13 protein-coding genes are annotated in these 13,517 nt (G+C 63.6%); 4 read left to right on the top strand and 9 right to left on the bottom strand.

Annotated elements, in window-relative coordinates; translation table 11 throughout:
* Positions 1-66: 66 nt before the first annotated feature.
* Entirely contained in the window at positions 67-1,614 is a 1,548-nt protein-coding gene (locus J8I82_RS17270) for an AMP-binding protein (protein WP_209759602.1), read from the bottom strand.
* Positions 1,615-1,883: 269 nt separating this feature from the next.
* Here J8I82_RS17270 and J8I82_RS17265 point away from each other — a divergent pair, with 269 nt between their 5' ends.
* The gene (locus tag J8I82_RS17265) at positions 1,884-3,029 is read left to right on the top strand and encodes an acyl-CoA dehydrogenase family protein (protein WP_209759600.1); all 1,146 of its coding nucleotides are present in this window, start codon (positions 1,884-1,886) and stop codon (positions 3,027-3,029) included.
* A gap of 39 nt (positions 3,030-3,068) precedes the next feature.
* A complete protein-coding gene (locus J8I82_RS17260) occupies positions 3,069-4,304 on the top strand; it encodes an acyl-CoA dehydrogenase family protein (RefSeq protein WP_209759598.1) in 1,236 nt (411 codons plus the stop codon).
* 12 nt (positions 4,305-4,316) lie between these two features.
* Here J8I82_RS17260 and J8I82_RS17255 read toward each other — a convergent pair whose 3' ends face one another.
* The 6 genes from J8I82_RS17255 to J8I82_RS17230 form a co-directional block, all read right to left on the bottom strand.
* A complete protein-coding gene (locus tag J8I82_RS17255) occupies positions 4,317-4,610 on the bottom strand; it encodes an SRS domain-containing protein (protein WP_245179840.1) in 294 nt (97 codons plus the stop codon).
* 108 nt (positions 4,611-4,718) lie between these two features.
* The gene (locus J8I82_RS17250) at positions 4,719-5,012 is read right to left on the bottom strand and encodes a hypothetical protein (protein WP_209759593.1); all 294 of its coding nucleotides are present in this window, start codon (positions 5,010-5,012) and stop codon (positions 4,719-4,721) included.
* Between the two features lie 35 nt (positions 5,013-5,047).
* Complete coding sequence (locus J8I82_RS17245; RefSeq protein WP_209759592.1) at positions 5,048-6,013, bottom strand: tripartite tricarboxylate transporter substrate-binding protein; 966 nt, start codon at positions 6,011-6,013, stop codon at positions 5,048-5,050.
* A gap of 64 nt (positions 6,014-6,077) precedes the next feature.
* A complete protein-coding gene (gene gorA, locus J8I82_RS17240) occupies positions 6,078-7,418 on the bottom strand; it encodes a glutathione-disulfide reductase (RefSeq protein ID WP_209759590.1) in 1,341 nt (446 codons plus the stop codon).
* 17 nt (positions 7,419-7,435) lie between these two features.
* Complete coding sequence (locus tag J8I82_RS17235; protein ID WP_209759588.1) at positions 7,436-8,701, bottom strand: CaiB/BaiF CoA transferase family protein; 1,266 nt, start codon at positions 8,699-8,701, stop codon at positions 7,436-7,438.
* A 31-nt stretch (positions 8,702-8,732) separates the two neighbouring features.
* On the bottom strand, positions 8,733-9,434 hold the full coding sequence (locus J8I82_RS17230) for a glutathione S-transferase N-terminal domain-containing protein (protein ID WP_209759586.1): 702 nt from the start codon (positions 9,432-9,434) through the stop codon (positions 8,733-8,735).
* Between the two features lie 134 nt (positions 9,435-9,568).
* Between J8I82_RS17230 and J8I82_RS17225 the strand changes: the two genes are divergently transcribed.
* Positions 9,569-10,519: a LysR substrate-binding domain-containing protein gene (locus tag J8I82_RS17225; RefSeq protein ID WP_209759584.1), complete on the top strand. Its 951-nt coding sequence runs from the start codon at positions 9,569-9,571 to the stop codon at positions 10,517-10,519.
* A 100-nt stretch (positions 10,520-10,619) separates the two neighbouring features.
* Positions 10,620-11,855, top strand: a complete 1,236-nt coding sequence (locus J8I82_RS17220) for a CaiB/BaiF CoA transferase family protein (RefSeq protein WP_209759582.1) — start codon at positions 10,620-10,622, stop codon at positions 11,853-11,855.
* A 357-nt stretch (positions 11,856-12,212) separates the two neighbouring features.
* Here the strand turns inward: J8I82_RS17220 and J8I82_RS17215 are convergent, their stop codons facing one another.
* Both J8I82_RS17215 and J8I82_RS17210 read right to left on the bottom strand, forming a co-directional pair.
* Positions 12,213-12,812 carry a 2-hydroxychromene-2-carboxylate isomerase gene (locus J8I82_RS17215; protein WP_209759580.1) on the bottom strand — a complete coding sequence of 200 codons (600 nt, stop codon included), beginning with the start codon at positions 12,810-12,812 and terminating at the stop codon, positions 12,213-12,215.
* A 115-nt stretch (positions 12,813-12,927) separates the two neighbouring features.
* Entirely contained in the window at positions 12,928-13,491 is a 564-nt protein-coding gene (locus tag J8I82_RS17210; RefSeq protein ID WP_209759578.1) for a nuclear transport factor 2 family protein, read from the bottom strand.
* Positions 13,492-13,517 lie beyond the last annotated feature (26 nt).

Genomic DNA, 13,517 nt, shown 5'->3' with positions numbered 1-13,517 from the left:
ATTAAGGGGCCCCGGACCGCCCCGCCGCTGCCCTCGCCGGACGCCAGCCGGATGCCGGCGCCGCCTTCACACCAGCTTGTTGCCGTGTCCGGTCCAATAGCGGTCGCGCAGCAGCCGCTTGAGCAGCTTGCCGGTCGGCAGGCGCGGCAGTTGGGACTCGAAATCGACCGAACGCGGGCATTTGATGGTGGACAGGTTGGCGCGGCAGAACGCGATCAGCTCGGCCGCCAGTTCCGGCCCGGCCTGCGCCATGTCGGCCGGCTGCACCACGGCCTTGACCTCTTCGCCGAAATCCTCGTTGGGTACCCCGATCACCGCCACGTCAAGCACCTTGGGGTGCGTCATCAGCAGGTTCTCGGCCTCCTGCGGATAGATGTTGACCCCGCCGGAGATGATCATGTTGGCCTTGCGGTCGGTCAGGAACAGATAGCCGTCGGCATCGGCATAGCCAACATCGCCGATGGTGCTCCAGTCCGGATGCTGGGGATGCCGCGATTCCGCCGTCTTGGCCGGGTCGTTGTGGTATTCGAAGGCGCGGCCTTCGGCGAAATAGATCGTGCCGGACTCGCCCGGCGGCTGCAGTTCGCCGTCAGGGCCGCAGATGCGCAGCTTGCCGACCATGGCCCGGCCCACGGTGCCCTTGCGCTGCAGCCATTCCTGCGTGCTGACGACGGTCACGCCGTTGCCTTCGGTGCCGGCGTAGTACTCCCAGATCACCGGCCCCCACCACGCGATCATCGCCTCCTTGACCTGCACCGGGCACGGCGCCGCGGCATGGATCGCCACGCGCAGCGAAGACACGTCATAGGCCTGTCGCTGCGCCTCGGGCAGCTTGAGCATGCGCGAGAACATCGTCGGCACCAGCTGCGTATGCGTGATGCGGTGCTGCTGCACCAGCCGCAGGTACTGCTCGGCGTCGAAATGCTCCATCACCACCGCGGTGCCGCCCAGCGCCTGCACCGACATGTTGTAGCGCAGCGGCGCGGCATGGTACAGCGGCGCCGGCGACAGGTAGCGGGTGTCGGCATCAAAGCCATAGAGCCGCTGGCACAGGCTGGTCAGCGTGGTGGAATCCTCGATGCGCGGGCTGCCCGGCGGCGCGTACACGCCCTTGGGCCGGCCCGTGGTGCCGGAGGAGTAAAGCATGTCGCCGCCGGTCACTTCCTCTGCGATGCGCGTCGTGGGGCAGCTTGCCAACGCCGGTTCATAAGCCTCGTAGCCGGGCACCGTGCCGTCGAGCATCAGCCGGCGCCTGAGCGCCGGCGTCTGCGCCACCAGCGCGGCCGCGATCTCCGCCTGGGCGTGCGTGGTCACCAGCACCTGCGCGGCGCTGTCGTTGACGATATAGGCGGCGTCGGCCGCGTTCAGCCTGGTGCTCAGGCAGATATAGACGATGCCGCTGCGTTGCGCGCCCCAGCACAGCTCGAACATGCGCGGATGGTTTTCCAGCATGAAGGCCACGCGGTCGCCCGGGCGCAGCCCCATCGCGCGGAACAGGTGTGCCACCTGGTTCGAGCGCTCGTCCAGCTCGCGGTACGTGACGACTGCGCCGCTGCTGCCCATGATGACGGCCGGCTTCTCTGGCGTGCGCTGCGCGTGGATGGACGGATGCATGGCGTTGAGCTCCTTCGACAGGGGTTCGCTGGATTCGGATGGGTGATCCCGCATTCTGTGAACGACCCGCCGGTTCAACCATCGTCGGAAGCGACGAAGCGCCGCGTCGGTATTTTGATGCGGTGCCACATGAAACGGACAAGTGCCAGACCCGTGCGGCCTTCGCGCACCTTCGTCCGATGCGACGATGCGCCGCCCGGCGGCGTGCCCGGATCATGCTGTCGCAGGTTATCGCAGCCACGCCATCCCCCATTCCCGAAGGAGCCGAGGTGGATTTCAAGTTCAGCGAAGAACAATCGATGCTGCGCGACACGCTCGCGCGTTACCTGGCCAACCACTACGATTTTGAAGCACGCCGCGCCGCGGTCCAGTCCGCGGCGGGCTGGCGGCCCGATTGCTGGCGTGCGTTCGCGCGCGACCTCGGCATCCTGGGCGCGGGCTTCAGCGAGGCACTCGGCGGGCTGGGCGGCGGCGCTGCCGAGCACATGATCGTGATGGAACAGTTCGGCCGCCACCTGGTGCTCGAGCCATATCTTGGCACCGTGGTGCTGGCCGGCGGTGCGCTGGCGCAAGGCAGCCCGGAACTGGCGGCGCAGTGGCTGCCCGCCATCATCGGCGGCGAGGCCACCGCTGCCTGGGCGCATGCCGAACCCGCCAGCCGCTATTGCCGGCACGACGTGCAGGCCAGCGCCACGCGCGCTGGCAACGGCTACAAGCTGAGCGGGCACAAGCACGTCGTGGTGGGCGCGCCTTTCGCCTCGCACCTGGTGGTCAGCGCCCGCACCGCAGGAGCGCGCCGCGACCGCGAGGGCATCAGCCTGTTCTGGATCGCACGCGACACGCCCGGCGTGACACTGCGCGAATATCCCACCTTCGACGGCATGCGCGCGGCCGAGGTGCTGCTCGACAACGTGCAGGTGCCGGCCAGCCAGCGCATCGGCGCCGAAGGCGAGGCCTTCGCGCTGATCGAGCGGCTGTGCGACCACGCCATGGTCGCGCTGGCCGCCGAAGCCAACGGCGCGATGGCGCGCATGCTGGCCGACACCATCGACTACGCGCGCCAGCGCAAGCAGTTCGGCGTGCCGATCGGCACGTTCCAGGTGCTGCAGCACCGCATGGCCGACATGTATATGCAGCTGGAGCAATCCGTGGCCCTGACGCAGGTCTCGGCGATGCAGGCCGGCGGCGCACCGGCAGCTTTTGCGCAGGCGGCGTGCGCGGCCAAGGTCCAGGCTGGCCAGGGCGGTGCGTTCGTCGGCCAGGGCGCAGTGCAGATCCACGGCGGCATGGGCGTCACGGAGGAACTGGCGGTGGGCCACTACTTCAAGCGCGTCACGGCGATCGACCTGCAGTTCGGCTCAGCCGAGCACCACCTGCGCCGCTACGCCGACCTGCTCTACCCCGTTGCGGCCTGAACCGCCAACTCCTGACGACTACCCCAGCGAGGCCCGTCGATGCATCTCGATTTCTCCCCGCAAGACCGGCAGTTCCGTGAAGACGTGCGCGCCTGGATCGTCCAGGCCTATGACGACGAATTGCGTGCGATGATGGCGCAGTCCAAAAACGGCTATCTCGACAAAGCCGGCCAGGTGCGCTGGCAGAAGGCGCTGCATGCGCGCGGCTGGGCCGCGCCCAACTGGCCGCAGGAATATGGCGGCCCGGGCTGGACGCCGACGCAGCGCTTTATCTTCCAGTCGGAGCTGGCCGCGGCGGGCTGCCCGCCGGTGTCGCCGATGGGGCTGAAGATGGTGGCGCCGGTGATCATGAAGTACGGCACGCCCGCGCAGAAGGCACGCTTCCTGCCGCCGATCCTGGCCTCGGACGTGTGGTGGTGCCAGGGCTACTCCGAGCCCAATTCCGGCTCCGACCTCGCGTCATTGCAGCTACGCGCCGATCCCGGTACCGACAGCGATGGCGAGCACTACATCCTGAACGGTTCCAAGATCTGGACCACGCATGCGCAGTGGGCCGACTGGATGTTCTGCCTGGTGCGCACCAGCCGCGAGTCGAAGCGGCAGGAAGGCATCTCGTTCCTGCTGCTCGACATGCATACGCCCGGCATCACGGTGTCGCCGCTGCCGACGCTGGACGGCCCCCCGGCCGGGCAGCAGGAAGTGAACCAGGTCTTCTTCGAGAACGTGCGCGTGCCGGCGGAGAACCGCATCGGCGACGAAGGCAAGGGCTGGACCTACGCCAAGTACCTGCTGGAGTTCGAGCGTGGCGGCACCTACAGCCCGATGCTGCACAAGCAACTGGCCAAGGTTGCGCAGATCGCTGCGGAGCAGGCCGCCGACGATGGCCGGCGGCTGCTCGACGACCCCGCCTTCCGGCGCAAGCTGGCCGCGCTGCACGTGCGCGCCGCCGCGCTGGAGGCGGTAGAGCTGCGCGTGTTCTCGGGCGTGGAATCGGGCACCTCGATCGGGGCGGCGTCCAGCATGCTGAAGCTCACCGGCACGGAAACGTTGCAGGCGGTCAGCGAGCTGGCGGTCGAGGCCGCCGGTCCCGCGGCACTGCCGTTCGTGCAGGACACCTGGGCCGCGATCCAGGGCCGCGAAGCCGCGTCGCGCGTGGGACCGGACTATGCTGCCGTGCTGGCGCCGCGCTATTTCAACTACCGCAAGGCGTCGATCTACGGCGGGTCGAACGAGATCCAGCGCAATATCATCGCCAAGCTGGTGCTGGGGCTTTGAGGTCGATGGTTGCTAGAGGGAGAATCGCCTGACAGCCTCTCCCCCTCGCGCGCAGCGATGCCGCACCGCCCAGATCGCACCCACCAGTGTGCATTGCCCTGCCGTCCGTACGGTTGCCGTGCACCGCTCGAGCACGGCATCGTCGGGAAACATTGAGAGTTCGGCAGCGCAACCTAAAGTCACGGTGATTTCCAGGGCTGAACCCACTGCAATGGCCTGCCTCAGCCGCGCCGCGAGGCGACGCTCGATGCCGGATTCCTCTGTCTTCGAAGCGTTGCCTTCATCAACACCAAGTTGCTTCAGCATGGCCCGAATTCGGTGAAGCAGTTCGGCCGACGTGCATATCATGACAGTACGTCCCGACTTGAGGTCTGCGACAGTCCTGCCATCCCCCTGGCAAGCGCGCTGCCCAGGTCAATCCCGCGATGCTTCACGAAGGCGCTGTTCGACGTCCGCCAGAATCCCGGTGGACACCTCGCGCACCTGCTGCTCTCTGCCTGGGGGGATCCACGTGGACTCGACTTCAGCAAAAGTTCCCCGGCACTCGCGCCCTCCCCGACCATCTGAAACATGCTGCGCGACGGCGGTTGAGATCGCCTTCGCCGCCGTCGCGCCCTTGAACATCATAAGCGCCGCCGCCTCCATGGCGATGCGCCGGATAACTTCACTGTGCATGGCCGGTTCCATATGCCAGGTATCGTTGCCCATGATCGTTCTCAAGTCACCATGACTGCTGATGGCGTCTAGTCGATAAACGCGTTGGCCTGCCTGATGACCGGCGTCCACCTTCCTATCTCGCTTCGCAACTGCAGGGACAGTGCTTCAGGCGTAGCGCGTTCAGGTGTTACAGGGATAGCACCAAGCTTCAGCATCCCTTCCCGGAAGGCCGGATCACTGACGGCATCCTGCAACGCCTTCACCAGCTTCGCGGCTACCGGCTTGGGCGTGCCCCTGGGCGCGTAGACGCCATGCCATACTGTCACTTCAAACTCCCCCAACCCTTGTTCGCGCAAGGTCGGCAGCTTTGGCAGTGCAGCCAGCCTCGACGAGGTTGTGCTTCCGTAGGCTTTGACACGGCCGGTGTTGATCGGCTGGAGCGTGGTCGTCACTTGATCACACAACAGGTCGACCTGTCCTCCCTGAACATCGACCATGGCCGGCGCAGCGCCCTTATACGGAACGCTCGTCATTGCCGAATGGAGTTGGCTCATGAGCATCAGCCCGCAGAGGTGCGACGCTGTGCCGATTCCCGCGTTGGCGAGATTGATCTTCTTCTGATTGGCCGAGATGTACGCCCGCAATTCTCGGAACCCGGAAGGTGCGAGAGTCGGACGCGCAACCAGGGTCATCGGGACATCGGCAACGAGCCCGATGTATTCGAAATCCTTCGTCGGGTCAAACCGAAGAGTTTTTGCCAACGCCGGCAGGGTGGCCATGCCGATGTTATGAATCAAGAGCGTATACCCATTGGGTTCGGCCCTCAAAACGGCCTCCGAACCCACAATCCCGCCCGTGCTCGCCCGGTTCTCCACGACAACGGATTGCCCCAGCGATCGCCCCATCGCGGCACTCAGGTGACGAGCCACAACGTCTGTCGGACCACCCGGTGAGAACGGCACCACCAATGTCAGTGGCCGGGAAGGGAATGGTTCCCCGAACGAAGAACTGCATACCAGCCATCCGATGGCAAATGCTGCAACGAATCTCATAGCCTGTCTCCTTGCGTCATGCTCTTTGTGTGATGACTACTCTTTCTTCTCCGCCCCATGATCTTCAGTCATGGTTTCTCATGGTGACGAACTCCTCCGCGACGCTGGGATGAAGTGCGACGGTCCGGTCGAACTCACGCTTCGTGATGCCCCGCTGTAGCGAGATCGCGCCCATCTGAATGATTTCCGCGGCATCACGCCCCAGCATGTGCAGCCCCACGACACGGTCACTCCGCTTGTCAACGACGAGCTTCATCAAGACGCGCTCACGACTCCTTGCCAGCGAAGCCCGCATCGGCCGGAAGTTCGCGCGGTAGACCGTGATGTCGGGAAGCGTCGCGCGTGCGTGGTGCTCGGTCATCCCGACACTGGCAATCTCCGGCGTGGAGAACACTGCCGTCGGCGTCACCCCGAAGTCGGGCGGACAAGACTGAGACGCCCCGAAGAGCGACTCGGCGAGCCACTGTCCTTGCCGTATCGCCACCGGGGTCAGGTTCAGTTGCCCGATCGCGTCCCCAATGGCATAGACACCCTCCATCGACGTTGCATATCGATCATTCACAACGATGGCGCCAGTCTGGTCCAGCGCAAGCGCCCCACCTGCTGCCATCGAGTTCGGCAAGCGGCCTGTCGCATTCAGGACAAGCTCACAATCGAAGCCGTTCCCGGCTTGGTCCGTCACGCGATAGCCCCTGGCCAAGGCTTCGATGGAACGAACCGAGGTGTTCAATCGAAGCTGAATGCCCTGCTCGAGGTATGCGGCGGCGACGGCGTGCTGTAGATCCGCATCGAATCCGCGCAGAACCGTCGGGCCCCGGTGCAGTAGCGTGACATCGGTCCCCAGCCCTTTGAAAATGCCGGCAAATTCGAGCGCGATATAGCCACCGCCAACGATCACGACGCGAGCCGGCAGATGCGGCAGCCCGAAGACATCGTCGGAGGTGATGCAATGCTCCGCACCGGGAATGCCAAGAGGCGAAGGCATCGCGCCGGTGGCCACAACGATGTTGGCAGCCCACACCGTTCTGCCAGGTGCGAGCCGCACCCGACCATTGCCCTCCACCGAGGCGCTCTCGTCAAAAATCGTGACCTGCGCGTTATCCAGTCCCGTCCGATACAGATGTTCGAGCCGGCCAACTTCCTCTGCGATACCGTCACGAAGCGCACTCCAGTCATGGCCTTTGGCCTCAAGGTTCCATCCAAAGCCGACCGCATCGGATGCCTCTGCGCGGTAGCGACTCGCGGTGACCAGGAGCTTCTTCGGCACGCAACCGCGAATCACGCAGGTGCCGCCTACGCGCGACTGTTCCGCGATCGCAACCCGCGCGCCGAGTGCCGCAGCGGTGCGTGCCGCCCTCACGCCGCCAGAGCCTGCGCCAATGACAAACAGATCGAAGGCTTCCATGCTGTTGTCCACGGCGGTCATCGCGCGACCTCGGCTTCTTCCGTCGGCGCCGCCTCCGGCTCGAGCAGTCTGTCTCGCACCAGCACGCCTTCGGCATACAACGCGTCGATCTCCTCATCTTCAAGCCCGGCGAACGCCTTCAGGACTTGCTCGTTGTGTTCGCCCAGCAGGTCAGCGCTCAAAGAGGACGGATACTTCCAGGCGGAGAATCTCGCTGGCGGCCCCGGGATCTGGAATTCGCCAACGTAGGGGTCGCGCACCGTGCGTACGACGCCGCGTTCCTGCAGATGGGGATGGTTCATGGCCTCCCGCAGGGTGAGAACCGGCGCGCACGGGATCCGCTGCCGCTCAAGTGCATCGATGGCGGCGTCTCTGGACGGGAATGTACAAAGCCACGACTCCAGGATCTCCTTGAGTTGCGCGTTGTTGTCACGGCGCAGCGCTGCGGTGGCAAAGCGCGGGTCGGTCAACAGGTCGTCGCGTCCCAGGGCCGCCACAACCTGCTCCCATTGGTGCGGAAGTGTCGCCAGCGTGAGGTAGGTACCGTCCGCGCAACGGAAGATGCCAGTCGGTCCACCATCGGGATGCTGCGAGCCGGTGCGCGCTGGTTCATAGCCCTTGCGAAGGCTGACGCGCGGAATGGCTACCTCATGCATGTTGAAGTAGGTATCCAGCAGCGAAGTCTCGATGTACTGCCCTTCCCCTGTTCGCTCCCGATGCAGCAGCGCGAAGCCAACCGCCATGGCGGCAGCGACCCCGGTTGATGCGTCCCCGATTGCCATGGTGATCAGGGCTGGACTGCCATCAGCCTCGCCGATCAGGTCCGTCACGCCGGCGTACGCTTGCGCGACGTAGTCGTATCCCGGCTTGTTTGCCAGAACGCCTTTCTGCCCCGCGAGCGAAATGGAGCACATGACCAGCCGCGGATTGATCTTCCTCAGCACGTCGTAGCCAAGACCGAAGCGATCCATCACGCCAGGCGAGAAGTTCTCGACGAGCACGTCAAACTGCGTGATCATTTTGAGAACAAGCTCGCGCGCCTTGTTGTCCTTAAGATTCAGCGCGAGGCTCTTCTTTGAATGGTTGTGCTGAACAAAGTAGGTGCTTTGGGAGCAGCGCTTATGCTCCGGCTTCTGGCTGCGCAAGCCGCCAACGCGGGTGCGGTCGCCGAATGGGGCGAGCTCGAGCTTGACGACCTCCGCACCCATTTCCGCAAGAATGCGGGTGCAGGTCGGCCCGGCAACGATCTGGGTGATGTCCAGCACGCGGAAGCCGGTGAGCATGGGGGTCCTGGTTTGCGACACTGTGCTTCTCCTATCGCGCGGCGAACTGATTCTTGCCAAAGAGGTTTTCCCACCGGTCGCCGCTCGGCCTGACACCTGTCTTGTCGACCTTTTCGGCGAGCACGGCGATACCGCGTTGCACGGCTGGACGCTCGCGTACCGCTGAGTACCAGCGCTGAAGGTGGGGGAAGTCCGCAAGGTCCTGTCCTTGCCATTTGTGGGCACGCAGCCACGGATAGGTGGCCATGTCGGCAATCGAGTAATCGCCCGCCAGATATTCGGAATCAGCGAGGCGACGGTCGATCACCGTGTACAGACGACGTGCTTCGCCCGTATAGCGATCAATCGCGTAGTCGATCTTCTCCGGTGCATACTTGCGGAAATGATGGGCCTGCCCCAGCATCGGTCCCACGCCCCCCATCTGGAACATCAGCCACTGCAGGACCTCGTACCGCCTGCGGGTGTCCTGCGGCATGAACTGGTAGCCGCTTTTCTCCGCCAGGTACATCATGATGGCCCCCGACTCGAACATCGCAATGGGCTGTCCGTCCTGGCCCTCATGATCGACAATGGCGGGTATCTTGTTGTTTGGGCTGATCGCCAGGAACTCCGGCGCGAACTGCTGCCCCTTGCCGATGTGCACCGGTATGACGTTGTAGGGCACCCCCAGCTCTTCAAGGAGAATGGAGACCTTGTAGCCGTTCGGCGTGCTCCAGAAGTAGAGATCGATCATCTCGGTGAACTGGCTCGTTAATGATGGAGCCATCTTAGAAATGCCACGATCGTTGCGCCAATACTGTGTCCCGCTTGGGGCATGTCAAAAACTTATGGCTACCGCAGGCCGGCCGACGCGCCATACAATGAGCCATGGAATTCCGACAACTCAAGTACTTCGTACGAATCGTTGAGCTGGGAAGCGTGTCGCGCGCGGCCGCCGATCTGTACACCGCTCAGCCGGCGCTCAGCCAGCAAATCGCCAAGCTCGAAGACGAGCTCAAGGTGAAGTTGCTGGCCAGAAGCGCACGAGGCGTGGTAGCGACAGAGGCGGGAGAAGTGTTCTATCGCCACGCGCGAGCCATGCTGCGCCAGGCGGAATTGATGAAGAGCGATGTCCAGCATGCTGGCGAACATCCTCAGGGAACTGTTTCGGTTGGGCTTCCGACCAGCGCCGCGACGATACTTGCGCCCAGACTTCTCGCTGCAGCAGCCAGGCAATACCCGGATATCCAGCTCCAGATCACGGAGAGCCTCAGTGGGCACCTCCAGGAACTGGTGGTGAACGGACGGATCGAGATGAGCCTGTTGTTTGAGCGTGTGGATGGAGCCGGTGCGGTACGCGAGAGCAGGCTCGGGGCTCATCTTGAGGTCAGTCCCCTGTTGACCGAGCGCCTGTTTCTTCTTTCGTCCCGACAAGCGGATGGAGCGGCACCTGAAGAGATCTCCATTGCGGAAGCGGCAAAGCGGCCACTGATCCTTCCCGGGCGATCCAACATCACGCGACAAATTATCGACGAGGCGTTCGAAGCCGCCGGGCAAAGGCCGGTCGTACTGGCAGAGCTCGATTCCCTCGCGACGATTCGCGCTGTCGTCGCAAGCGGCGTCGGCTCGACGATTCTTTCGCCTTCGATCCCGGGAGGCACCGAGGGTTTCGCCGTCCAGCGAATCGCGGGGGCTGCGCTGCAGCGGCGCCTTTCGCTTTGCACCTTCGACATCATGCCGCTGAGCTCCGCCGCGCGCCGGATCATGGAACTGATCCGCGAAACCGCTCTGGCGCTGGTCGCCGAAGGCGCATGGCCCGGCGCCTCGAAGATCGGTTAGCCATACGGAATCGCAATACCGTCACCTCAAAGTCCTATTGGCCGGTTGTACTGTCGCGTGTCTAGACTTCGCATACGTCTAAACAGGCAAACGGCAACCCATGACAAAACGGATTCTCGACGGCGTCAAGATACTTGACCTCACCCGGTTCTTCTCCGGCCCTCAATGCACGCTGTTCCTCGCCGGGCTGGGTGCAGAAGTCATCAAGATCGACGATCCGGACGGAGGCGATCCGACCGCATTCTCACCGCCATTTGCCGGCCCGCAGGGCGTCTCATTCGAAAGGCGCTCTCAGCAGGACATGGGCATCGCGTACCTGAAGCGGGCGCGCGCGAAGAAGTCCACCACCCTGAACCTGAAGAGCGCGGACGGCAAGGAACTCTTCCTGCGAATGGTCAGGCACGCCGATGTCGTGGTGGAGAATTTCAGCGCGGGCGTCGCCGATCGACTTGGCATTGGCTATGACGTGCTGCGCGAAGCTAATCCATCCATTATCTACTGCTCCCTGACCGGATACGGTTCCACGGGCCCCGCACGGAACCTCAAGGCCTATGATCTGATGGTCCAGGCGGCCGCCGGCCTGATGAGCATCACGGGTCAACCAGGCGCCGCACCCACCAAGGCGGGCTCGCCCCTTTCGGATGCGATTGCCGGCCTGTTCGCCGCGTTCGGGATCGTCGCGGCATTGAGCTATCGCCAGCGTACCGGTCATGGACAGTCGGTGGATGTTTCCATGACCGACTGCCTGCTGTCCTTGATCCTCGACGAGCCGCTGGATTGCTATCGCGAACTGGGCCTCTCCTTCCAGCAGGGCAACCGGATCATGCGCTTTTCTCCCTTCAACGCGTACAAGAGCGCGGATGGCTGGGTGACGATCGGCACCGCCAGCAACGATGACTGGTGCACGCTGCTGGACGTCATGGGACGATCCGATCTCAAGCATGACCCCGACATCATGTCCGTCGCATGGCGCTTGTCGAACAACGCGACGGTTGACGAGATCGTTTCGAAATGGACGTCGGCGCTGCCCACTTCGGAAATCGAGCAGCAAATGCGCTCCGCCAGGATTCCGTGCAGTCCGGTACGAACGATTGATGACGTACTAGCCTGGGATCAGATTGTTGCGCGGAACATGGCCGTATCGCTGTGGAACCCGCTCGCGAACGCGACGATGAACGTCAAGGCTGCGTCCTTCCCCTTGCGATTTGGAGACGCAGACGCCGGCTATGACACGCCAGCGCCCATACCGGGGGCACACACCGAAGAGATCCTGCGGGAATTGGCCGGCGTAGATGCCGCCGAGTTCCGGCGGCTGCGGGAACGCAGAATCATATGAGTTCCACCAGGGCGGCGCTACGGCTTGCTGCCCTTATCCCCCACGCCTGCTATGAGGCGCGGCGCGCGCCGATCGCATGTCAGTGGCAACTCGGCATGAAGACTCGGCATGAAGACTCGGCAACGAAGCATTGGGAAATGCATGGCCGAAGCGTGGCCGGAGATTGAAACGATGGTTTGCCGGCGCACGGTACCTTTGCGATGCGTCGCAACCGGTGCGCGGAGGTGACATTCAGCCCCACCGGAGCCTTAAGCGGCGGCTCAGGGGCAAGGGCTCAGTGGCAAGACAAGGATGCTCGCGAGAACGGCCTGCACAGCGGTGGCAGCCAAACCGATGCGCAGGCCGTCGTGCAGCCGTCTACGCGGCGCGCGCAAGTTCCTCTTCCATGAAGTCGAGACGATCCTTCCCCCAGAACATCTCGTCGCCCACATACATCATGGGTACCCCAAAGACCCCCCGCTCTACCGCCGCGTCCGTGCTTTGCGCGAGCTCGGCACCGATTTCATCGCTCGCGGCGACCTCTTCGAACCAGGCAAAGTCGACGCCAAGCGCCTCGACGATCGGTCGCAAGCCCGCATAGTCGACGATGCTGGCATCGCCGCGCTCCCAGTATGCTTCCATCACCCGCTCGACGAATTCCAGCTCCAGGCCTTTGCGTCGCATCGCAAGCGAGCCGCGCAGAACCCGGCTGGACTTGATCGGGAACTGCCGGGGAATCTGGAAAGGAACATTGTATTTCTCGGCCCAGCGCATCAGATCCCGCTTGCGGTACCGGAGCTTGGACTTCGGTTCCTTCATCAGTTCGTATTCGTTGTTCCGGAAGACATAGCCCAGATTGTAGGGATGCAGAACGAGTTCTGCATTGTGGCGCTCAAGGATCGGCTTGATCAGCTTGATGGCGAAGTAGGTGTTAGTGCTGCCGACATCCCAGTACAGGTCCACGCGCTTCTTTTCCATTTCGGCTCCAGTTGAATGAAACTATGTTGAGTCTATGGAGGCGAGAATGGTCTGGCTAATATGGAATGGCGATTCGGGTATATCGGAAAACGATCGACCTTGGCCAAGCCTCGCTTTAGACGAATTCCTCCATGAACGCCAGCCTGGCATCAGCCGATGCCTGCGCTTTAACCGCCACCTGCAGCGTCTGCGACGGCAGCCATGGATACGGCAGCGCAGCCTGCAAGGTGCCCAGCATGGCCGCGCCGGCATCCGGCACCACGTCCATTCGCGCGATATGGATGTGCAGGCTGCCGATGCGGAACGTCCCATCCGGCTGCCGGGCAAAACCCCAGCGGTAGACGCCCTTCCCCGCGCGCAAGGTGTGCGCCGCCGTCTCGCGCATCAGTACCAGCCACGGGACCGTCAGTGTGGTTCCATCCGCCGCCGGCGACAGGTCGCCAACGTAGTAGGTCCGGCAGCGGTCGAAGGTCTTGGCGAAGTCAGTCACCAGCGTCGCCGCGATCGCCGCGGCGCCTTCCGTCTGTGCCGGAAAGCTGATGGTGTCCGTATCGATGGAGAAGGTCAGCGTGGCATCCGTTGCGAATGCCTCGTGGATCAGCGCGGGACGGTTGTTGTCCTTGGCCTCGACATAACGGGCCAGCAGCGCCTGGGCTTCGGGTAGGGAGATCGGATTCATAGAGTCAGCGCGTTGGCGTAAAAGGA

The sequence above is a fragment of the Cupriavidus consociatus genome (assembly GCF_017814975.1).
Classification (GTDB): Bacteria; Pseudomonadota; Gammaproteobacteria; order Burkholderiales; family Burkholderiaceae; genus Cupriavidus; species Cupriavidus consociatus.
Note: the sequence above shows the minus strand (reverse complement) of the source record. Positions and strands in the feature narration are given on the sequence as shown.